This window comes from Haliovirga abyssi (genome assembly GCF_030295325.1).
Classification (GTDB): domain Bacteria; phylum Fusobacteriota; class Fusobacteriia; order Fusobacteriales; family Haliovirgaceae; genus Haliovirga; species Haliovirga abyssi.
Genome location: NZ_AP027060.1, coordinates 56,604 through 79,169 on the forward strand (window position 1 = coordinate 56,604; position 22,566 = coordinate 79,169).

Below are 22,566 nucleotides of genomic sequence, written 5' to 3' on the forward strand. Positions count from 1 at the left end.
ATGAAACTAAAATTACTTATCATAAAAAACAGAATAAATTTTGGTTCCACAATTTATTTTTCAGAAAATGTTTCGCCATATGAAAAAAAAGTATTAGAGTCTATAAACTATAAAGATTATATTAAGGAAATTGAAAAAATAAAAATATTAAAAAAAGATGATAACTACATATATTTTTTAAGTTATACAGGTGGGAAAGATGAATTTGGAAGAGATTATATCAATACAATTTCTGCAATTTTTCCTATTAAATTAGATCAAAATGAGATGAAAATATTAAAAAAAATATTAGAATCAATTGAAGATGAGATAGAAAAAGGAAAAGATATTATAGGAGATTATGATATTATATTAAATTCAGGAAAAGATGGAGAGGTTTTTTCTAATATAAAGATTAAAAATAGGAAAAAAACATTCAGAGATACTCTTATAGGAATAAATTTACTTTTATTTATAGTTGTAATAATAGGATTTGGAGCAAATTATTCGTTAAACAGAACTAGTTATAGAAAAATGTTAAATAAAGTAAAAAAAGAATCTGATTATTATAAAAAATATATCTTATACTCTAATTTTTTGGATTCTGAATATAAGAGGTCAATTGAATTTAAAGAAAAAGCAGCAATAAAAGATTATAATGAAATAATAAAAATTTATAATTCAAATAATTATAAAAATCGCGAGATATTAAATAAAATAGAAAATTATATTAATGATAAAAAATTTGAATATCATAAGAAGGAAATATTAGGGATAAGAACTGTAATTTTAAAATCAGAGAGTAAAAAAGAGTTTAATAAAATGATTAACTTAGTAAAAGAATATAATAAAACAAAAAATTATGAAACGTTAAAAAAGATAGAAAATTTGTTATATAAGTATAAAAAATCTAATTTTAAGCTATATAAAAAAAATATTTTGTTATTAGAGAATGAAATAGAGAGGTTAAAAAAAGGAATAACATCAGAAATTGAAATATATATAAATAATAAAAGTTATATATATAATAATAAAAAATTAATATTTGTTATAAAATTAAATAATAAGGTATATAAAAAAATTAAAAAGGTAAATAATAATAAAGAAGATTATATTGGTAGTTTTTATGGAGATGTTGTTCCGAAAAGCGAAATTAATGTAAAAGTATATTTAAATAATTTATCAAAAGATAATTTAATAAATAGTGTTAACATGAAAGTAAGCGATATAAATAATAATATTAGTATTAAAAATAATGATGTTGCAGTTTTTAAAGTTAGACTTTCAATTAGAGATGATTTTTTTATTATACATTTAAAATAATAAGATGATTGACCCACATATTAGATACTCTTGATTAAAAGAAGGAGGAATTTATGATAGAAGAGATAAGAAATTCATATTTAACAGCACAAAAATTATTAAATGAGTTTATTAATGAGGAGAAAAATATAGAAAAAACTGTATTAGTATCTAAATTAATAGCAAATGCTTTTAAAAATAAAAATAAAGTTTTAATCGCAGGAAATGGAGGAAGTACAACTGATGCAATGCATTTTGCAGAAGAGTTTACTGGGAGATTTAGAAAAGATAGAAAAGCGTTACCCGCGATTAGTATATCAGATCCATCTCATCTAAGTTGTGTTGGAAATGATTATGGCTTTGATTATGTATTTTCAAGAGGAATAGAAGCTTATGGAATAGAAAGAGATGTTTTTATTGGAATATCTACAAGTGGAAACTCAAAAAATATTATAAATGCAGTAAACAAGGCAAAAGAATTAGGGATGAAAACAGTTGGATTATTAGGAAAAGATGGTGGAGCATTAAAAGGTATTTGTGATTTTGAATTTATAATACCAGGAGTTACATCAGATAGAATTCAAGAAATTCATATGATGATTTTGCATATAATTATAGAGGGGGTAGAAAGAGAACTATTTCCAGAGTTATATTAATTACATCAAAAAAATGACGAAAATAAATTTCGTCATTTTTTTGTGTTATAATTTATCCAATTAATAATATTTTTAGTTTCAAAAAACCCATTAAAAAACAAGAAATCTTTTGGAGATTTACCAAAAGCAAGTGCAGGATGATTACTTTTAAAAATAGTCCCATTAGTTATAAATTTTTCATACTTACCTGCATCATTTCCCCATAAAAAATAACTTAAATTTGGATTTTTTTTACTAATATATTGGATTAATTCTTCTACAAATGATTTCCAATATTTCATATGAGAACCGGAATAGTTTTTATTATTATCAACTTTAACGGTCAATAAACTATTTAATAATATTACTCCTTGATTATGCCAACTTTTAAATAGTTTGTTAGGAGGCATAATCTGAAAATCATTACTTTTAATTTTTAATCTAATTTCAGAAAAATTGATTAATTGATTTTCATAACTTTTGTAAATATTCTTAACTATATTTTGTAGAGACCTTTGTGGAAATGGAGAGCTCCAACTTTCCAATCCATTTACTTCAAAAGCTAATCCAGTAGCAGCATTTTCTTGAAAATAAGGATCTTTTCCTAAAATCAATACTTTACAAAATTTAATATCTTTCTCTAATGCTTTAAAAATATTTTCTTTTTTAGGAGCAAACTTTTCACTATTGGATTCTAACTTTTTTAACACTTCTAAAACATATTGGATTTTTTCATCTGAAAAAAACTCAGAGTAGCTTTTATCAATATAAAAAAAAGATAAAAAATCATTTTTATTCATAAATTAAACCTCACTTTTACTTTTTAGAGAAAATAAAATTTTAAATAATTTAATTATCCCAAATAATATAACTAACGAAAAAATTATAGAAGCTCCAGATGGAATATTTAATAAATATGAAAATATTAATCCACTCATAGTGCCAATAAATGCAAAAAATATTGATAAAATCATTATATTTCTAAAGCTATTTGAAAAAAGTGCAGAAATAGCTTGTGGTATAGTCAATAAAGATAAAACTAAGATAATTCCAACTACTCTAATATTAATAACGATCGTTAATGCAATAAGTGTTGCAATTGTATATTTAAATAGTGTAACTGGTAAACCTTTTGTTTTCATATATTCTTCGTCAAAAGATATATATAATATTTCTTTATAAAAAAACATAAAGAAAAATATAATAATAAGATTTAATAAAAGCATAGCGTTAATATCAAAAGTTGATACAGCTAAAATATTACCAAAAAGATATGCCATTAAATTTGGAGCATATCCAGGAGTTATATATATTAAAATTATTCCAAGAGCCATTCCAAAAGACCATAAAATTCCTATTGCAGAATCTTCTCTTATTTCGCCTTTTTCAGCAATATACTCAATTCCAATAGCAGAAAGAACAGCAAAAATAGCGGCAGTAATTATGGGATTTATACCTAAAAAATATCCAATTCCAATTCCGCCAAATGAAGAGTGGGTGATTCCTCCGCTAATAAAGACTTTTCTTTTAGCAACTATATATGTTCCGATTATTCCACAAGAAATGGCAGTTAATATTCCTGCAATTATTGCATTTGAGAAAAAACTATATTTTAACAAATCAATCATCTTTGTTACCTCCATGTTTTAAAATAATTCTATGTGGAACAGGTCCATGTGCTAAAACTTCCAAAGGACAGGCATAAGCATCAATCATATCTTCTGTTATTTCACTTGTTGGGTGATAATGTAAAGTTTGATTTACACACGCAATTGATTTTACATACTGAGGAATAGTTCCAAGGTCATGAGATACTAATATAATTGTCATGTTTTTATTTAATTCTCTTAGTAAATCATATAAAGTGCTACTAAATTTTTTATCAACAAAAGTATTTGGCTCATCTAAAATTAATATTTTGGGATTAGATATAATAGCTCTTGCTAAAAAAACTCTTTGTAATTGTCCACCAGAAAGAGAGCCAATAGCTCTATTTTTTAAATCTGTTATTTTAATTTCTTCCATTATCTTTTCTAATTTATTGTTATCTTCTTTAGAAATAGCTTTAAAAATACTTTTTTTAGATGATAATCCAGATAAAATAACATCTTTTACTATTATTGGGAATTTTTCATCAATTAATTTAAATTGAGGTAAATATCCAATAAAATGTTCTTTTTCATCACTATAATATTTTATTTCTCCAGAAAAAGGTTTTAAAAGACCTAAAATTACTTTTAATAATGTTGTTTTACCTCCACCGTTAGGACCAATAATTCCAATAAAATCATTTTCATATATAGATAAATTTATATTTTTTAAAGCTATTTTATGATTATCATATCCAGCAGTTATATTATTAATATCAATAACCTTACTTTTATTCATTTTTTCCTCCTAAAACTTCTTCAAAAACTTTTATTGTTTTTTTGCTATTTTCTAACCAATCTTCTGAAAGAGGATCAATTTGAATTACTTTACCATTAATAGCATCAGCAATTGTTTTTGCATCTTCTATAGGAAATTGTAGTTGTACAAAAACTACTTTTATTCTGTTTTTTTTAGAAATATTTATAATATTTTGCATATTTTTAGCAGATGGAGATTTTCCATCTATCTCTATTGGAATTTGTTTTAAATTATAATCTCTTGCAAAATAACTCCATACAGGATGATAAACTATAAATTTTTTATTAGTAATATTTTTTAGAGAATCAGTAAATAATTTATCTAAATTATCTAATTTAATAATAAAACTTTTATAATTTTGGGTATATAATTCTTTATTTTCTGGAAAATTTTCAATTAAGCTATTATATATATTTTTTATTTCTATCTTTACCTCACGTGGAGTTATCCAAATATGTGGATCAGTTGATTTTCCATTTTTTATTAAATTAATACCAACAGATGTATCTATAATTTTCATATTTTTATTGGCTGATTTTATTTTATCTATCCATGCAAATTCAAATGGAATATATCCAATTCTAAAATATATTTTAGAATTATTTAAAAGTTTCATTTGAGATGGAGTAGGATCATATGTAGCTGGGCTTTTTCCAGGTGGAATCATTACATTTACTTTAAGGGTAGAGCCAGCTATTTTTTCCACAAAATATTTTTGTGGTAGGATACTAACAGTTACTGTACTGTTTTTTGTAATAGGTTGTTTAGTTTTTTTATTTGAAAGATAATAAATTGCAAATAAAAAGCTTAAAACAATTATAAACGAAATTATTTTTTTCATAATTCTTGACCTCCATGTTTTTTTTGGTATGCAGCATAGCATTTTGAACAATATCCTTGAAAATATAAAACGTGATTAGTTATTTTATAATTAAATTTATCTTCTATCTTGCTTTCTAAATCTCCAATGATACATTGATCAAAAGCTATTATTTCGCCACATTCTTTACAAAATAAAAAATGTCCACCAGTTCCATAATAGTAAAAAGATTTTCCTTTAAAAGAAACTGAATTAATAATCTGTTTCTTTGTTAAAAATTCTAATGTTCTATACACAGTTGAGCAATCAAGTTTATCTTTAATTTTTGATTGTATAACTTTTGCGGATATGGGTTTTTTAGAAGACTTAATTATATTAAAAATTTCCTTCCTATTTTCAGTTAATTTTATCAAACTTCTTCCTCCTTTTGCAAATGATTTGCACGAATTAATTGTAATACTTTTTATAAAGAAAGTCAACTGTTTTTTAACAATAACCAAAACTTATCATTTCTATAAAAACTATATATTTTACTTATTGTAAAATATAGTATATAATATTGATATAAACTAGGGAGTGTCAAAAGTTTATGAAAACTATAGCGTGGATATTGGGTTTGTTGTTTTGCTCCCTTCTCCTAAGATAGGAGAAGGGTTGGGGATGAGGTCTGAAAAGTATTTAAAATTACGTTATTATTTTAGGAGGGATTAAATATGATTTATGGAATATTATTATCAATTTTTTTAGGAATTTTAGCAAAGGTGTTATCTTTTTTTATTCCTGGAATTGGAACTGTTGCAATTGCAATTTTTTTAGGAATTTTAGTAAGAAATTTATTCCTAAAAAATCAGATTTTTAACAAAGGGATAAACTTAACCGAGAAAAAACTTTTGCCAATTGCGATAATGCTTTTAGGAACTGAATTAAATTTTGCTGTTTTGTTGAAATTGGGATTTAAATCAATAATTTTTATAGGTTTAATGATTACAATTACAATCTCGTCAGGGTATTTTATAAGTAAATTCTTTGGATTTGATAAAAAATTTGGATTGCTTTTAGGTACAGGAAATGCAGTTTGTGGTTCATCAGCAATAGCAGCTACTGCACCTGTTTTAGAATCAGATGATGAAAGTATAGGGTTATCTGTTGCAGCAGTAAATTTAATGGGAACATTAGGAATATTTTTTATACCAGTAATAGCATCAATAGCAGGATTTGGAAATTTACAAGAAGGAACATTAATAGGAGGGACATTACAAGCTGTAGGGCAAGTTGTGGCTTCTGGATTTTCTGTAAATGATAGTGTTGGAGCTATAGCTACAGTTGTAAAAATGGGAAGAGTATTGAGTTTAGGAGTTGTTATAATTGTATTGGATTTAATAATGTCAAAAGATAAAATTAAAATAGAAGAAAAAAAATCTAAATTTAAAATCATAAGGGTTCCATATTTTATAGTAGGATTTTTTATTTTAAGTGTAATATCTTCAATAAATATATTTCCTTCATATGCAATAAGTTTTGTGAATCTGATTGGAAAATGGTTATTAATATTTTCTATGGCAGCAGTTGGACTAAAAATTAATTTTACTACATTAATAGAAAAGGGAAAAAAATTAATTTTATTAGAATTATTAATAGAATTAGTACAGGTATCATCTGCAGTTTTATTAATTAAGATATTGTTTTAGGGATCGTAAAACAATAACATGCTCAAAGTTTCTTAGAAAAAAGGGATAAACCATACCTATTTTTCTAAGAAATGAGCAAATATTTGTTAAAATTGTTTGATAAAATTTGTAGATATGTTTTTATTAAATTATAACAATAGCCGAAGAAATTAATCTTCGGCCTTTTTTTATATCTTATTTTTTTAAATTATTACTACTATTATCCTTATTATTATTCTCCTAAGAATAATTTTATATCTTCGTCAACTTCACCAATTCCAGCAATTCCAAAGTTTTCAACTAAAACTTTAGCTACATTTGCTGATAAAAATGCTGGTAATGTTGGTCCTAAATGTATATCTTTTACTCCTAAATATAAAAGTGCTAATAATACTATTACAGCTTTTTGTTCATACCATGCAATGTTATAAGTTATAGGTAATTCATTAATATCGTTTAATTCAAACACTTCTTTTAATTTTAATGCAATCACTGCTAATGAATATGAATCATTACATTGTCCTGCATCTAGCACTCTAGGGATTCCACCAATATCTCCTAATTTCAATTTATTATATCTATATTTCGCACAACCAGCTGTAAGAATAACTGTATCACCAGGTAATTTTTCAGCAAATTCAGTATAATATTCTCTTGATTTCATTCTACCATCACAACCAGCCATAACAAAGAATCTTTTTATTGCACCAGTTTTTACAGCATCTACAACTTTGTCAGCTAGTGCAAATACTTGTGCATGAGCAAATCCTCCGATAATTTTACCTGTTTCAATTTCAGTAGGTGCTTCACATTTCTTAGCTAATTCAATTATTTCTGAGAAATCCTTTTTACCATTTTCATCTGCTTCAATATGTTTCCATCCAGGGAATCCAGAAGCTCCTGTTGTAAATACTCTACCATCATATTTTGCACCAGTTTTTGGTGGAACTATACAATTTGTTGTAAATAAGACAGGTCCGTTAAATGATTCAAATTCTTCTTTTTGTTTCCACCAAGCATTTCCATAATTACCAACAAAATGTTTATATTTTTTAAATGCTGGATAATAATGACCTGGTAACATTTCACTATGAGTATATACATCAACTCCTGTTCCTTCTGTTTGTTCTAATAATTGTTCTAAATCTTTTAAGTCATGTCCACTAATTAATATTCCTGGATTAGTTCCTACACCTATATTTACTTCTGTTATTTCAGGATTTCCATAAGCTGTAGTATTGGCACCATCTAATAGAGCCATTCCTTCCACCCCATATTTACCTGTTTCTAATGTAAGAGCTACTAAATCTTCAACGCTTAAACTATCATCAAGTGTTTTAGCTAATGCTGTTTGCATAAAGTTAAAGATTTCTTCTTTTCTTTCTCCTAAGACTGAAGCATGTTCTACATATGCAGCCATACCTTTTAATCCATATGTAATCAATTCTCTTAAACTTCTGACATCTTCATTTTCTGTAGCTAATACTCCAACCTCTTTAGCTGTAGATTTTGCTTCCATCTCTTCTTTAGTATTAGCTGTAAAAGTTGCTGCATCTGGTAAATTTTCAAGTTTTACTCCTGCATCTTCACAGACTTTTTTCATTTTATCTCTTAATTCTAATCCTTTTCTTATTTGATTATAAAAAACCTCTTTATCAAAATTAGCATTTGTAATGGTATTAAATAACCCAACAAAGATGAAATCATCAACTTCAGGATCTCTTTTTCCAATAGCTTCTGCTTTTGTGCTAAAAAAAGATATACCTTTTAAAGTGTAAATTAAAAGATCCTGTAAATTTGCTAAAGAATCATCTTTTCCACAAACCCCTTTTATAGTACAACCAGTTCCTTTTGCTGCTTCTTGACATTGATAACAAAACATACTCATTCTCATAATCCTCCTTGTATTTTTATTTTAAATCTCTATATGTTATATACTAGAAAAAAAAATATTTCCTTTTTTTTCTTCGTGACAGTATCTTATCAAATTAATCAACTATTTTATGTAACGTTTGTTACGAAAATAAAAAAATATTTTAAGTCATAAAAATAGTTGCTTAGGACGTAAAAATCTCTGTTTGGGTCATAAAAGTCTCTATTTAGGTCAGAAAAGTTTCTATTTGGGACAAAACAGTGGTTTGACATTGTTTTTTTTATCTGATAAAATGATTTGATTGTATAAAATAATAAAATTAAGGGGGTATTTATTTTGGGAAAAAAGCAAAAGATGTTAAAATTTTTAAAAATATTTGTATATTTAGGAATTGGAATAGCGTTGCAAATTATTTTTTTGTTTATTATATCAGGTGGTGTTGGAATGTTATTTGAAATAACACATTCTAAACTTTTAAGTACTGATATTATTAAATTTAAAAGTTCTGTAGAAAATATTATAAAAATATCAATGCCATTAATAATAATTTCATCAGCTATATTATCTAATATATCACTTATTTTTTTAGGAAGAAAACAGCTACAATGCACTGTTTTAAATATTAGAGAATTTCTGAATATTAATAAATTATTTATTGATAAAAAACTAATTTTTATTGTTACGTTATTTGCAATGGGATTATCCTTAGTTTTAAGTGAAATAATGGGAATTGTAATAAATATTTTTAAAATAGATATAAGCTCATTAGATAAGATAAATAATATTTTAGGATCATTTTCAGGGTTGATATATGTAATTTTATTAGCACCAATTTTAGAAGAAATAATTTTTAGAGGTATAATCTTAAGAAGTTTGAAAAAAAGCTTTAAGTTTTCCACGTCAATCTATATATCTTCATTCTTTTTTGCTTTGTATCATATGAATTTTATAAAATTTATTCCTATTTTTATATTAGGATATTTTTTGGGGTATATTTATAAAAAAACAAACTCATTAGGGGTTGTAATATATTTTCATATGATATATAATTTAATTCCAGTTGCGATTACAGTATTTAGAAAATATTATAATATTAGTAGGTCATATGATTATACTTTGAATGATATTGCAGTTCTTTTATTTGGAGTTTTATTAATAACTTGGGGAGTTGGCTTAAAGAAATTGAATTATATAAAATGATTATTAAGGAGCGTTTTAAAAATAACATTTCTATTTTGTTTTAAAATACGCAACGATTTAAGCGTTTTTATAACAAAAAAGAGAAACTTATTTTTTAGACGTTATTAAGGAGAGTAGATGAGATCTGGAATTGTAGAGTTATATATAGGTAATGGGAAAGGTAAAACAAGTGCTGCAGTTGGAACGGCTATAAGAGCAGCAGGACATGGATATAATGTGATAATCTTTCAGTTTTTAAAGGGAAGAGAGTCAGGAGAGCAAACTTTGTTAAAGAATATAGAGAATATAGAGTTTATAAAGTGTAATAATAGTAAAAAATTTATAATGGAGATGGATAATATAGAAAAAGAAATATTAAAAAAAGAAGTAAATTATTATGTTAGACAGATAAAAAAAGAAACTATTATAAATAATTATGACGTAATAATTGCAGATGAGATATTAGGTTGTTTGGAAAATAAATTAATAGGTGAAGATAAGCTATTAGATATTATAGATGGTAAATCAGAAAATATAGAGCTGATTTTTACAGGTAGAAATGCTACTGAAAAAATCATAGAGAAATCAGACTTAATTACAGAGATGAAAAAGATAAAACATCCTTATGATAAAGGGATTATAGCACGAGAGGGAATTGAATATTAAAGGAAAAAAAGAGAAACTCTTAATTAATATTAAGAGTTTCTCTTTTTTTAATTTTATATGGAATGGTCTAAAACTAATTTTAGCTTTTTAATTTAAAGTTATTAAATTTATCTAAATTATTATATTTTATAATATTTTTTAATAAAACAATATATTCGCTACCTATTTCAGAATAGCTATTAAGATAATTTACAGAAGATGTAGAGCGGTCTCCATTTTTTAAAGATTTTCTAAAATTATCATAGTATTTTAATTTTATAATTTTTGTGTAATAATCTTCAATACTTTCTTTTAAATTACTGTATTTTTTTAGATATATTTTTTTACCATTTCTTGTTTGTAGTGCTTCTATTCTATTATCCTTTTTACTAAAGCTCCATATTCCAAATATATTATTAGCTTTACTAAAAAAACGAGAAGATCCCCATCCGCTTTCTAATGCAGCTTGTGCTAATACAATACTTATGTTAGGAACTACAAATTTTTTATATAATTCGTCTAAATTACTTGCTCCAAATTTCATTAAATAGTTATTAATTTTTTCTTTTTCTTTTGTAGTTAAGTTTTTATTAGGTTTAATTTTTAGATTAAATATATCAATTTTTATGTTTTCAAATTCAGATTCTACAATTAAAATATTTGGTAATAATAAATTTATAAATTGTTCTTTTTTCTCTTTAGATGAATAATTTTTAAGTGAAAAATTCTCAATTTCATAAATTATAGGTTGAACTTCATTATCTGTTATTTTATAAATATCAGATATGTTTTTCACTATTATTTTTTTTGTTACAACGGTATTGTCGCTAGATAATGAGGAATTACAATTTGTAAAAAATAACATTACAAAGATAAAAAAGGCTAACCTAAAATTTATTTTCCCTATTTCCCCTAATTTGCTGCTTACCATTAAATCACCTCTAAAATTATTTTTAAACTATTTGTAATTATATAGTATCTTTTTTAAGTATTTTTGTCAAGTATTTGAAATGATAGTGCAAAATAGTTGTATGATTTTAGTCATAGATAAATGCAGATAATTATCTCCTAATTTTTATTCATCAGTGTTACTCTGTCTTTACCCCATGGTTTAAAATTTTTTTTGTGTAACTTTGCGAGCTTTGCGTCTTTGTGCTGAAATTGTTTTCCCTACAAAGACTTGACACTATCTAAAATTTTAATGACTTGTTTTTTTTTGATTTGAATGTTATAATAAATAAATATGTAATTTGAGATAAGGTATATTAAAAAAATTTGTTAAAATTGTTTTATGAAATATGTAGATATGTTCATATTTTTTTAAAGATCCTAATTAGAAAATTTCAAGTTATTTTTGTAGGAGTATAAAAAGTATATCTTTTTAAATTTATGTTAAAATATTAAAATCGTTGCATATTTTATTATAAAATTAGAATAAATAAATTTTTAAATATTCCTTAGAAACTTTAAAAAAATAGGTTTTCTATATTTTTAAACTGTTTCTTAGCTAAAATTTAAGGAGAGTGAAGAAGTTGGTAAAAATTGGTAAAATTCAAAAAATGAAGGTTAATAATATTGAAAAAATGGGTGCTTATTTGGATTCTGGAACAGGTTATAGAGAAGATAATATACTATTACCCAAAAGTCAATTGACAAAAGATGTAAAAGAGGGCGATGAAATAGAAGTTTTTATTTATAGAGATTCTGAAGATAGATTAATTGCAACAACAAAAAAGCCATATGGACAAGTTGAAGAATTAGCATATTTAAAAGCTGTAGATGAAACAACTATAGGTGCTTTTATGGATATAGGATTAGAGAGAGATCTATTCTTGCCATTTAGAGAGCAAAAATATACTATTGAAATTGGGAAAAAATATCTTGTAAATATATATTTAGATAAAAGTGAAAGATTATGTGCTAGTACAAATATTTATCAATATTTAAAAGATAATTCACCATATGTGCAAGATGATAGGGTAATAGGAATAGTTTATGATATAAAGCCTGGAGTTGGAATTTTTGTTGCAGTAGATAAAATATATAGAGGATTAATACCTGAAAAAGAAAATTTTAAAAAATTAAAATGTGGTGAAGAGATAGAAACACGTGTAATAAGAGTTCGTGAAGATGGTAAGTTAGATTTATCAATGAGAGAAAAATCGTATATTCAAATGGATACAGATAGTGAGATGATCTTTAATGAATTAAAGAAAAATCGTGGTTTTTTAGAATTAAATGATAAAAGTTCGCCAGAAGATATAAAACGTAAATTAAATATGAGTAAAAAATCTTTTAAAAGAGCTGTTGGAAGATTATTAAAAGAAAATAAGATAATTTTTTCTAACGGTGGAATAAAATTAGTAAAATAGACAGGAAATAAAAAAGTTAAGATTAATTTTAATCTTAGCTTTTTTTATTTCCTGTCTTTAGTATTTGAAAGCTATTTTGTGTATATTTAATTATAGGGTGGCTCAACCATAAAAAATCAATATAAAACTAGTATAATTATGAAAAAAATTGATATCCAAGTTATTATTATAATTGAAAGAAAAATGTTTATATGTTATAATTATTTTGTTACTTTTAGAAAAGGATTAATAACAAATTTGAAATAAAAAGTCTATTTTTTAACGTTCCGAAACTCTTATTTGAGTAAACTATTTTGCGTATAAACATCTATTTTATAAAAAATATATATTAGAAAAGAGGAGGATTATAAAAGATGAAAAAGAAAATTCTACAACTAAGGATTGAGATTAAAGGGATAAAACCTCCTATTTGGAGAAGAATTTTAGTGGAGGATAATATTACATTTTTAGATTTACATAAGATAATTCAAATTGCATTTGATTGGAAAGGGTATCATTTATACCATTTTAGTCCTGACAATTATGATGAAGTTAGAATTCTTTCTATGGAAGATGAATTTTATGAGCCATTAGATCTATTGGATTTTTTAGACTTAGATGAATCAAAAGATTATGAAGAGTCTAAAACTAAATTAAATAAATTTCTAAAAAAAGAAAAAGATAAGATGGTTTACTGTTATGATTATGGAGATAATTGGGAACATTTAATAAAAGTGGAAAAAATTCTTGATTTTGACAAAAAAGTAAAATATCCAGTATGTATAAAAGGAAAAAGAGCAGCTCCATTAGAGGATATTGGAGGAGTATATGGTTATTATGATTTTATGGATGCTCTCCAAGATGAAAACCATGAAATGCATGATGACTATATAGAGATGGGATATAAATTTTATATGAAAGAATTTGATGCAGAAGAATTTGATTTAGATAAAATAAATGAAAAATTGAAAGATTACAAAAAATTTGGAGTTTATGAAGAAGATGATGATTATAATGATGAGGATGAATCTATATCTGATAATATGGAGAATAACAAAAAAATAATAGATTTTTCTGATGTGAAAAAATTTCAAAAAAATAAGAAAAAATGATTTGTTTTATCAATTAGAAGAAGTTAAGAAATTTATAAAAAATCATTTAAATGTAAGAGGAGAAATTAAAGGGTTACAAAGAACAGATACATATGAAATTCCATTGGATGCAATTAGGGAAGTTTTGGTAAATGCGATTGTTCATAGGGATTATACCAATATAGGAAGAGATATAAAAGTAGGAATATATGATGATATATTAAATGTAGTATCTCCAGGAGGATTTCCAAATAGTGTATCTGAAAAAGATATTTTAGAAGGAAGATCAGAAATTAGAAATAGAGTCGTGGCGAGAGTTTTTAAAGAATTGGGATATATTGAACAATGGGGAAGTGGAATAAAAAGAATAAAATCATCTTGTATAAAACATGGATTAAAAGAGCCTTCTATAAGGGAAACAGGAGATTTTGTAGATGTTGAAATTTTCAGAATAGATGAAAAAGTTGAAAACGACGGATTAGCGACGGAAAACGACGGATTAATTTTAGATTATAAAAAGATAGTTTTAAATTATATAGAAAAAAATAAAAAGATTAATACAAAAGAATTAAAACAGTTATTAAATATAAAAGATACAAAAGCAAAAAGTATATTTAAAGAATTAATGAATAAAAATTTAATTGAAAGAAAAGGAAAAGGGAGAAGTACCTATTATGTAATACGAAAAAAATAATCTTTTTAACAAATTATAAAATCATAATAGGAAAAGAATAGGGAGGAATTAAAATGGAAAAAGTTTGTGTACATTTTGCAGAAGGATTTGAAGAGATCGAAGCAATAACAATAGTTGATATACTTAGAAGAGCAGAAATAGATGTTAAAATGGTATCTATAACAAAATCAAAAATAGTAACTGGAGCACATAAAATTAAAATTACAACTGATCTTTTATTTGAAGAAGTTAATTATGATGAAGTAAGTATGATTATCTTACCTGGAGGAATGCCAGGAAGTAAAAATTTGAAAGAACATGTAGGATTAAATGAAAAAATAAAAGAATTTTATAAAAAAGGGAAAAAATTAGGAGCTATTTGTGCAGCACCAATGGTATATGGTGGATTAGGTATATTAAAAGGAGAAAAGGCTACATCTTATCCAGGATTTGAAGTTTATTTAGATGGGGCTACAATAGTTAATGAAGAAGTTGTAACTTCAAATAAGATTATAACATCTCAAGGACCAGGAACAGCAATAAAATTTGCACTAAAAATTGTGAGTGATTTAAAAGGAGAAAAATTGGCAAACAGTATAAAAGAAGGGATGATTGTAAAATAAGGGGGATTTTATGGATGATAATTTTATCAATAAGATAATAGGATTTGAAAAATATAAATTATTTGCAGTTTTAATATCAATTGTAGAATTTGAAGGTATAGACTATTTTTTATTTCAAAAAAGAGCCAAAAATATTAGGCAGGGAGGAGAAATCTCTTTTCCTGGCGGAGAATTTGATGAAAATATGGATAATGATTTAAAAGAAACTGCTTTTAGAGAAACATTTGAAGAGATGGGAGTATCGAAAGATAAAATAGAGATTATAAAAGATGTTGGATATTTAATTTCTCCATCATCTATAATAATAAAAGGGATTTTAGGAAAAATTAAAATTAAAAGTTTAGATGAGATAAATTATAATAACGAAGTAGAAGAGATTTTTATAATTCCAATTTCTAAATTTAATGAAAAAAATCTAAAACATTATTTTGTAAATGTAGAATTTAATCCACACGAAATAGAAAAAAATGGAGATAAAAAAATATTATTTAATGCAAAGGAATTAAAATTGCCAAACCGTTATCATAAAAGTTGGAGAGGAAATAAAGTTCCAATTAAAAGTTATGAAATAGATGATAGAATTATTTGGGGTATTACAGCAGATTTGATTTATGAAGTGGTATCTAAGGAATGGCTTAAAAAGAATACGAAGAAAAAAATTGAAACCACTGGATTAACACAGATTAAAGCTGATGAATAAAAAATGATAAATCAAGTGAAAAATTTCCAGAAGAGCATACTTTTTAAGAATAGTGTTAAAAAACGATTTTATCTAAATTAATTTTAAAAAATAAAATAAAAGGAGTATTATTAATGAAAAAGAAGATTATAATATTGATATTAAATTTATTATTAATATCAAATCTATTTGCTAGTGTAAAAACAAGTTATCGATATTTGCCTTTTGGAAATGGATTGGGAAATGGAGTTTATAGAGTATTTGGAAGAACGAAACTAATAAGTTTTTATGACCATATTTATAAACAATATAGTCCAAATGAGATAACTCAAAACTATGTAAAAGATGGGATAGAATGGGGGTTAAATGATAAATGGCTCTCTTATGTAAAAGTAAAAAAAGCTAATTATATTAATGGAACTGGAATTTTAGATATAAAAAAACAATATAAAGATATTGAAATAACAGAAAATTATTTTATGCCTTTTGAGACGGATAAACGAATTTTAATAGGAGTTCTCAGATTAAAAAATATAGGTAAAGATACAGAATTGTCACCATATTTAAAAGTAGATGTAAGCATGGGGAATAATTTATCTACATTAAAAGAAACAGTAAATAGAAGTGGAAATATATTTATAGAATCAAATAGTGAGAAAAAGGGATATGAATATTTCACATATTTAAGTGATTTGAATAAATTTTCATATAAATCTAAAAAGAAATATCCTAAAAATTTAAGAAGGCAAACAGTTGCACTAGATAATACTATTGAAAAAATAGCTAATAATGAAATTGGTGTATTTCAATTTAATAAAATTGTTTTAAAAAAAGGTAAATCTAAGACTATATTTGTAATAATGGGATTGGGTAAAAAAGATAAACATAAAGATTATTTGGAAGAGATATCAAAAATTAGCAAAGAAGATGGTAAAACTATTTTAAATAATGAGATTAAATTTTGGGAAAAGTGGCATAGTGTAGAAAAATATCCAAAAAAGATGAAAGAAGATGAAAAAAATCTATATAGACAATCTACAACTATTTTAAAAATGGGGCAAAGTAGAGAAAAAGGAAAAGCTTATGGACAAATTTTAGCAAGTATGCCTCCAGGTCAGTGGAATATAAGTTGGCCAAGAGATGGGGCTTATTCAATTGTAGCATTATTAAAGTCGGGGCATATTAAAGAAGCAAAAGCGTTTTTAGAGTTTATGCTTAATGCACCTGGAGGAAAATTTACTAATAAAAAATATATTGGAGTTCCATATAAAATTTCTGCTTGTAGATATTATGGAAATGGAGAAGAGTGGAGCGATTATAACAATCATGGACCAAATGTAGAATTTGATGATTTCGGATTATTTTTATGGGCTTTTACAAAATATGTAGAGACTACAGGAGATATGAAATTTAAAGACAGATATTATAATATAGTGAAAGAGCAAATTGCAGATGTTATAGTTTCGCTTATGGAAAAAGAGGGATATTTAAAAGCTGATTCTTCTATTTGGGAAAGGCATTGGGAAAAGGGTGATGTAGATGGGAAAAAACATTTTGCGTATTCTACAATTAATGGATACAATGGATTAATTAGTTTTAGTAAAATAGGTGATTTGTATGATAATATATTTTATAAAAAAGAAGCTGAAAGAATAAAAAGAGGATTTTTGAATAATTTTATTTTAAATAACGTTATAGTATCTAGTTTAGAAGAAAAAAAAGATGGGAATAATTATGCAGATGCAGCAACTGTGGAAGCTATAAATTTTAATATGGTAGATGAAAAAATAGCATTAACTACACTGGATTTTTATGAAAAGAATTTGAAAATGAAAAATAGTGTAGGATTTAAAAGAAGTGATGATGGGACTAAATATGATAGGCAAGAATGGCTTATGATAGATTATAGAATAGCAAATGCGTATATGAAATATGATAAAAAACATTCATATGAAATAATTAGATGGAGTGTAGATAATGCAAAGGCTAATTATAATTTAATTCCTGAGCTTTTGACAGAAGGAAAAAGTAAATATTATGGTGCTATTCCAATGTGTGGATTTGGAGCTGGGGCTTATATAATAACTGTTGGGAATTATTATCTTGAGAATAAAAGATAAAAGATAAATTTTTTTTTGCCACTAATTTACACCAATTGGTACAGATAGAGAATAAGATTATGAACAAGAATAAATTTTATTCAAAAAAATAATGAGATGGGGGGAACATAATGCTATATAATATAAAAAAACGTGAAAATATAGAAGAATTATGTAAACTTACAGGTAAGGAAGATATTACTAAAAATGATTGGAGTTTAACATATAGTACATATGTTGGAATTACATCAAAAATAGCAGATGAAGATTTTAATTTTGAGGAGCTAAGAATATGAGTATAGAGAAAAATCTATATAAAGAATTTGTTACAGAATTAAAATTAAAAATTAGAAATTCTCAACAAAGAGCAATATTATCAGCAAATAAAGAGTTAATTATTTTATATTGGGAGATTGGAAAGAGTATTCTAATAAGCCAAGAAAAACAAGGTTGGGGAGCAAAAATAATCAAACAGTTATCAGAGGATTTAAAGAAAGAGTTTCCTGAAATTAAAGGCTTTTCTGAAAGAAACTTGAAATATATGCGTAAATTTTCTGATACATATAGAGATTTTCAATTTGTGCAAGAGGTTATTGCACAAATTCCGTGGTATCATAATATTACATTAATGGAAAAAATAAAAGATGATAATAAAAGGAAATGGTATATAGAAAAAACTATTGAAAACGGATGGTCAAGAAATGTTCTTCTTCATCAGATAGAATATCAACTTTATGAAAGGTCTGATAGTAAAAAAGTAACAAATTTTGAAAATACTTTACCAAAAGTACAGTCAGAACTTGCAATGCAGACTTTAAAAGATCCATATATATTTGATTTTTTAAGTATTGAAAAAGATGCTCTTGAAAGAGAAATTGAAAAAGAGCTAGTAAAACATATAAGTTCATTTTTGTTAGAACTTGGAGCAGGTTTTGCGTTTGTAGGAAATCAATATCATTTAGAAATAGCTAATAGAGATTTTTACCTTGATCTATTATTTTATCATATAAAATTAAAGTGTTATGTAGTTATTGAATTAAAAACAGGAGAATTTAAGCCTGAATATGCAGGTAAGATGAACTTTTATTTATCTGCTGTTGATGACAGTTTAAAAAGTGAAGATGATAATCCTACAATTGGAATAATTTTATGTAAAGAGAAAAATAATATATTTGCTGAATATACACTTCGTGATATGAATAAACCTATGGGTATTGCAGAGTATAAGTATAATGACATTATTCCTGAAAATTTACAAACGAAACTGCCGAGTATTGAGGATTTGGAGAAGAAGTTGAGAGATGAGTTTGAGGTAGTAGAAAAATGATGTGGGAGAAGGTAGAAATTTTGGAAAAATAATTCCAGGAACAACACCTGTAACAAAAAATAAATTACAAGGAGATTAAAAAATGAAAAAAATAGTAATACTAATATTTATATTGTTGTCTATAAATATTTTTTCTCAAGAAACAATTAATAACAACAAGCTAAAATTAAAATTTAAAAATGGGATAAATATCTCATTTTATGAAACTACAAAGGGGAAATTAAGAGTAACTGCATTATCTAAAGATATGAAATTAAAAAAGAACAGATTTTTTATAAATAAAGAAAAATCTAACGTTAAAATTAAAAAAGATGGAAATAGATATATATTAGGAAAATATATAATTGAAGAAATTAAAAATGGTTATAAAGTTAATTTAGAGTCTAATAATAAACTGTTGTATAGTTCAGTTTTTTCTATTACTAAAAAAGGATTTTTAGAAATTAAAAATAGTTATGATAAAGAACTATTTCACGGAATGGGAGAAGCAAATGATAAATCATCAATTATAGCCAAACAATTTATGATATATCAAAAAGCTGAATATGGCAATCAAGCTAAATTATATATTCCATTTTATTTTACAACTGGTGGTGATGCATATTATTATAATAGCAATTCTAAAGATATTTTTAAATTTGGAAGGAGAGGCTCTGCTGTATCAAAGGTTTATTCTAAATATGGGTATTTAGATTATTATTATTTTTATGAGAATAGTCCTAAAAAAATAGTATCTGAATTTTATAAATTTTCTAAATCGAACTCTTTAATTCCTAAATGGGCTTTTGGATATTTACAGTCAAAATATGGATATAAAAATAGTGAGGAAGTTTATAATTTAATTAAAAAATTTAAAAAATATAATATACCTGTAAGTGGAGTGATATTAGATTTATACTGGTTTAAACATATGGGAGATTTAGATTGGGATAAAGATAACTGGAAAGATGTTGCTAAATTGGACAGATATTTAGAAGAAAATGGAGTTAAATTAATAACAATATCAGAACCATTTTTTACAGTTGACTCTAAAAGTTATAAAGATTTTAATAAAAATGGAGTTTTCGCAAAAGATAAATATGGAAAAACTTTAAAATTAAGTGGATGGTGGTGTTTTGGATCTGAATATGGTGGGATAATGAATCCTATTGCTAAAAACAGTTTTGACACTATTGGAAATAGATATGTACAAATGAGAAAAACAGGAATTGATGGATTTTGGACTGATTTAGGAGAACCTGAAGGAGATCCTACAGAAGCTTATTTTAATGGATATAGTGAATTTGAATTTCACAATTATTATAATAGAGAATGGTCAAAGCTTATTTATAAAAAAATGGTAAAGGTTTTTCCAAATGAAAGACCATTAATTTTAAGTAGAAGTGGATTTACAGGAAGTGCAAAATATAATGTGTCTGTATGGTCTGGTGATTCATCATCATCATATATAAATTTCAGAAAACAAATAGGAATAGGAATTAATGCTGGAATATCTGGATTTTCATATTGGGGAAGTGATGTTGGAGGATTTCTTAGTGATAGGAAAAAACCTAAAAAAGAACTGTTTATAAGATGGATGCAATTTGGAACATTTGTACCAGTATTTAGAGCACACGGCTCTTTTTCTCCAAGAGAACCTTGGATGTATGATGATGAAACAACTAAACTATTAAAATCGTATATTGATTTGAGATATCAAATGTTACCATATATTTATTCAACTGCTTATGAAACATATTTAAATGGAGTTCCAATGATGAGACCTTTGTATCTTGAATATCCTAAAGATAATTTTGCACAAAAAAGCAGTTTACAATATTTCTTTGGAGATTTTTTAATGGCAGCACCAGTAGTTAGAAGAATAAGAGAAAAAAAAGAAAAAGAGGTTTATTTGCCAAAAGGTAATTGGTATGATTTTTATGATTTAAAAAAAATTGTAGGTGGCAATAAAATAAAAGTAAAAAGAGATATAAATAAAATACCTGTATATATAAAAGAGGGAGCAATATTACCATTTAAAGATTTGATTTTATTATTTCCAGCAGAGAAAAAATCAGAATTTACGTTATATAATGATGATGGAATTAGTAATAATTATTTAAAGGGAGATTATTCAAAAATAAAAATTATTTTAAAGAAAGATAGTGTTGAGTTTGAAGGTATTAAAAAAGAGATGACATTTAATTTGAAGATAGTAAAAAATGGTGGAGTTATTAAAAAAGTAGTAGAATTGAAAAAAGGAGATAATAAAATTTTGTTTGAATAATAATTAATAAAATATTATAATAGTAGAGACAGCGTTTTTATTATAACAAATAGAAAAAAGGAGCAGATATAGAAAATGAGATAATTACTTTAAATGAATATGATATAAAAAATAAAATTTATTCAATTAGAGATAAGCGGATAATGCTTGATAGAGATTTAGCGGCATTTTATCGGACGGAAACAAGAGCTTTGAAACAGGCAGTAAGAAGGAATTTAGAGAGATTTCCTGAAGATTTTATGTTTGAATTAGAAGAAGTCGATATTGAATATTTGGTGTCACAATCTGTGATACCATCAAAAAGTTATTTTGGTGGTGCTAAACCATTTGCATTTACAGAGCAAGGGGTATCAATGCTTAGTGCTGTATTAAGAAGTCCAACTGCAATAGAAATAAGTGTAAAAATCATCAGAACCTTTGTTAATATGAAAAATTTTTTGTCAGAAAATGCACAAATATTTAAAAGACTTGATAGCCTTGAAAATTATCAAAAAACATCAGATGAAAAATTTGAAATGATTTTTAATGCTATTAAAAATAAAGGACTAAAACAGAAACAAGGTATATTTTTTAATGGAGAAATATTTGATGCATATGTTTTTATTTCTGATATTATAAAAAAATCTAAGAGCTCAATAATTCTAATAGATAATTATATAGATGAAAGTGTCCTTACTATTCTTTCGAAAAATACAGAAAATATAAAAATTGAAATATATACAAAGAATATAAGCGATAAATTGAGGCTTGATGTTAAAAAATATAATGAGCAATATAAAAATTTAAAATTAAAAAAATTCAATGATTCTCATGATAGATTTATGATAATAGATAAAAAGGAAGTTTATCATTTTGGAGCTTCTTTAAAAGATTTAGGGAAAAAATGGTTTGCTTTTTCAAAGTTTGATACTGAAATTATTAGTATTATGGGAAAGTTAAAATAAAATA

At 25.0% G+C, this 22,566-nt stretch carries 22 protein-coding genes; 15 read left to right on the plus strand and 7 right to left on the minus strand.

Going from position 1 to position 22,566, the window contains the following annotated elements; translation table 11 throughout:
- Positions 1 to 1,302, plus strand: a complete 1,302-nt coding sequence (locus RDY08_RS10660; protein ID WP_307905609.1) for a hypothetical protein — start codon at positions 1 to 3, stop codon at positions 1,300 to 1,302.
- A gap of 53 nt (positions 1,303 to 1,355) precedes the next feature.
- On the plus strand, positions 1,356 to 1,937 hold the full coding sequence (gene gmhA, locus RDY08_RS10665; protein WP_307905610.1) for a D-sedoheptulose 7-phosphate isomerase: 582 nt from the start codon (positions 1,356 to 1,358) through the stop codon (positions 1,935 to 1,937).
- A 32-nt stretch (positions 1,938 to 1,969) separates the two neighbouring features.
- Here gmhA and RDY08_RS10670 read toward each other — a convergent pair whose 3' ends face one another.
- From RDY08_RS10670 to RDY08_RS10690, 5 genes are read right to left on the minus strand one after another with little or no spacing between them, the layout of a single operon-like run.
- Positions 1,970 to 2,716, minus strand: coding sequence for a uracil-DNA glycosylase (locus RDY08_RS10670; protein WP_307905611.1), 747 nt, complete (start codon positions 2,714 to 2,716; stop codon positions 1,970 to 1,972).
- 3 nt (positions 2,717 to 2,719) lie between these two features.
- Positions 2,720 to 3,541, minus strand: a complete 822-nt coding sequence (locus tag RDY08_RS10675; RefSeq protein WP_307905675.1) for a metal ABC transporter permease — start codon at positions 3,539 to 3,541, stop codon at positions 2,720 to 2,722.
- A complete protein-coding gene (locus RDY08_RS10680) occupies positions 3,537 to 4,304 on the minus strand; it encodes a metal ABC transporter ATP-binding protein (RefSeq protein ID WP_307905612.1) in 768 nt (255 codons plus the stop codon). Before RDY08_RS10680 ends, RDY08_RS10675 begins: the two co-directional genes overlap by 5 nt.
- Positions 4,297 to 5,166 (minus strand): metal ABC transporter solute-binding protein, Zn/Mn family, encoded by an 870-nt coding sequence (locus RDY08_RS10685; protein WP_307905613.1) that lies wholly within the window; start codon positions 5,164 to 5,166, stop codon positions 4,297 to 4,299. The genes RDY08_RS10680 and RDY08_RS10685 overlap by 8 nt, the downstream gene beginning before the upstream one ends.
- A complete protein-coding gene (locus RDY08_RS10690) occupies positions 5,163 to 5,558 on the minus strand; it encodes a Fur family transcriptional regulator (RefSeq protein ID WP_307905614.1) in 396 nt (131 codons plus the stop codon). Before RDY08_RS10690 ends, RDY08_RS10685 begins: the two co-directional genes overlap by 4 nt.
- 300 nt (positions 5,559 to 5,858) lie before the next feature.
- Between RDY08_RS10690 and RDY08_RS10695 the strand changes: the two genes are divergently transcribed.
- Positions 5,859 to 6,833 carry a YeiH family protein gene (locus RDY08_RS10695; RefSeq protein WP_307905615.1) on the plus strand — a complete coding sequence of 325 codons (975 nt, stop codon included), beginning with the start codon at positions 5,859 to 5,861 and terminating at the stop codon, positions 6,831 to 6,833.
- Positions 6,834 to 7,044: 211 nt separating this feature from the next.
- Here RDY08_RS10695 and hcp read toward each other — a convergent pair whose 3' ends face one another.
- Positions 7,045 to 8,700, minus strand: a complete 1,656-nt coding sequence (hcp, locus tag RDY08_RS10700) for a hydroxylamine reductase (RefSeq protein ID WP_307905616.1) — start codon at positions 8,698 to 8,700, stop codon at positions 7,045 to 7,047.
- Positions 8,701 to 9,021: 321 nt separating this feature from the next.
- On the opposite strand from hcp, the gene RDY08_RS10705 reads away from it, so the two are divergent.
- Positions 9,022 to 9,885 (plus strand): CPBP family intramembrane glutamic endopeptidase, encoded by an 864-nt coding sequence (locus tag RDY08_RS10705; RefSeq protein ID WP_307905617.1) that lies wholly within the window; start codon positions 9,022 to 9,024, stop codon positions 9,883 to 9,885.
- Positions 9,886 to 10,002: 117 nt separating this feature from the next.
- Complete coding sequence (locus RDY08_RS10710; RefSeq protein WP_307905618.1) at positions 10,003 to 10,530, plus strand: cob(I)yrinic acid a,c-diamide adenosyltransferase; 528 nt, start codon at positions 10,003 to 10,005, stop codon at positions 10,528 to 10,530.
- A 79-nt stretch (positions 10,531 to 10,609) separates the two neighbouring features.
- Here RDY08_RS10710 and RDY08_RS10715 read toward each other — a convergent pair whose 3' ends face one another.
- A complete protein-coding gene (locus RDY08_RS10715) occupies positions 10,610 to 11,440 on the minus strand; it encodes a glucosaminidase domain-containing protein (RefSeq protein ID WP_307905619.1) in 831 nt (276 codons plus the stop codon).
- Positions 11,441 to 12,041: 601 nt separating this feature from the next.
- On the opposite strand from RDY08_RS10715, the gene RDY08_RS10720 reads away from it, so the two are divergent.
- From RDY08_RS10720 to RDY08_RS10765, 10 genes are all read left to right on the plus strand, one after another.
- On the plus strand, positions 12,042 to 12,881 hold the full coding sequence (locus RDY08_RS10720; protein ID WP_307905676.1) for a CvfB family protein: 840 nt from the start codon (positions 12,042 to 12,044) through the stop codon (positions 12,879 to 12,881).
- 353 nt (positions 12,882 to 13,234) lie between these two features.
- Positions 13,235 to 13,972 carry a plasmid pRiA4b ORF-3 family protein gene (locus tag RDY08_RS10725; protein ID WP_307905620.1) on the plus strand — a complete coding sequence of 246 codons (738 nt, stop codon included), beginning with the start codon at positions 13,235 to 13,237 and terminating at the stop codon, positions 13,970 to 13,972.
- 1 nt (position 13,973) lies between these two features.
- On the plus strand, positions 13,974 to 14,645 hold the full coding sequence (locus tag RDY08_RS10730) for an ATP-binding protein (protein WP_307905621.1): 672 nt from the start codon (positions 13,974 to 13,976) through the stop codon (positions 14,643 to 14,645).
- A gap of 53 nt (positions 14,646 to 14,698) precedes the next feature.
- Positions 14,699 to 15,247, plus strand: a complete 549-nt coding sequence (locus RDY08_RS10735; protein ID WP_307905622.1) for a DJ-1 family glyoxalase III — start codon at positions 14,699 to 14,701, stop codon at positions 15,245 to 15,247.
- A gap of 10 nt (positions 15,248 to 15,257) precedes the next feature.
- Positions 15,258 to 15,947, plus strand: a complete 690-nt coding sequence (locus tag RDY08_RS10740) for an NUDIX hydrolase (RefSeq protein WP_307905623.1) — start codon at positions 15,258 to 15,260, stop codon at positions 15,945 to 15,947.
- A gap of 113 nt (positions 15,948 to 16,060) precedes the next feature.
- Positions 16,061 to 18,046, plus strand: a complete 1,986-nt coding sequence (locus RDY08_RS10745; RefSeq protein ID WP_307905624.1) for a glycoside hydrolase family 15 protein — start codon at positions 16,061 to 16,063, stop codon at positions 18,044 to 18,046.
- Between the two features lie 110 nt (positions 18,047 to 18,156).
- Complete coding sequence (locus RDY08_RS10750) at positions 18,157 to 18,321, plus strand: hypothetical protein (protein WP_307905625.1); 165 nt, start codon at positions 18,157 to 18,159, stop codon at positions 18,319 to 18,321.
- Positions 18,318 to 19,352, plus strand: a complete 1,035-nt coding sequence (locus RDY08_RS10755) for a PDDEXK nuclease domain-containing protein (RefSeq protein WP_307905626.1) — start codon at positions 18,318 to 18,320, stop codon at positions 19,350 to 19,352. Before RDY08_RS10750 ends, RDY08_RS10755 begins: the two co-directional genes overlap by 4 nt.
- Before the next feature lie 82 nt (positions 19,353 to 19,434).
- Positions 19,435 to 21,618, plus strand: a complete 2,184-nt coding sequence (locus RDY08_RS10760) for a glycoside hydrolase family 31 protein (protein WP_307905627.1) — start codon at positions 19,435 to 19,437, stop codon at positions 21,616 to 21,618.
- 116 nt (positions 21,619 to 21,734) lie between these two features.
- Positions 21,735 to 22,562: an ORF6N domain-containing protein gene (locus RDY08_RS10765; RefSeq protein WP_307905677.1), complete on the plus strand. Its 828-nt coding sequence runs from the start codon at positions 21,735 to 21,737 to the stop codon at positions 22,560 to 22,562.
- Positions 22,563 to 22,566 lie beyond the last annotated feature (4 nt).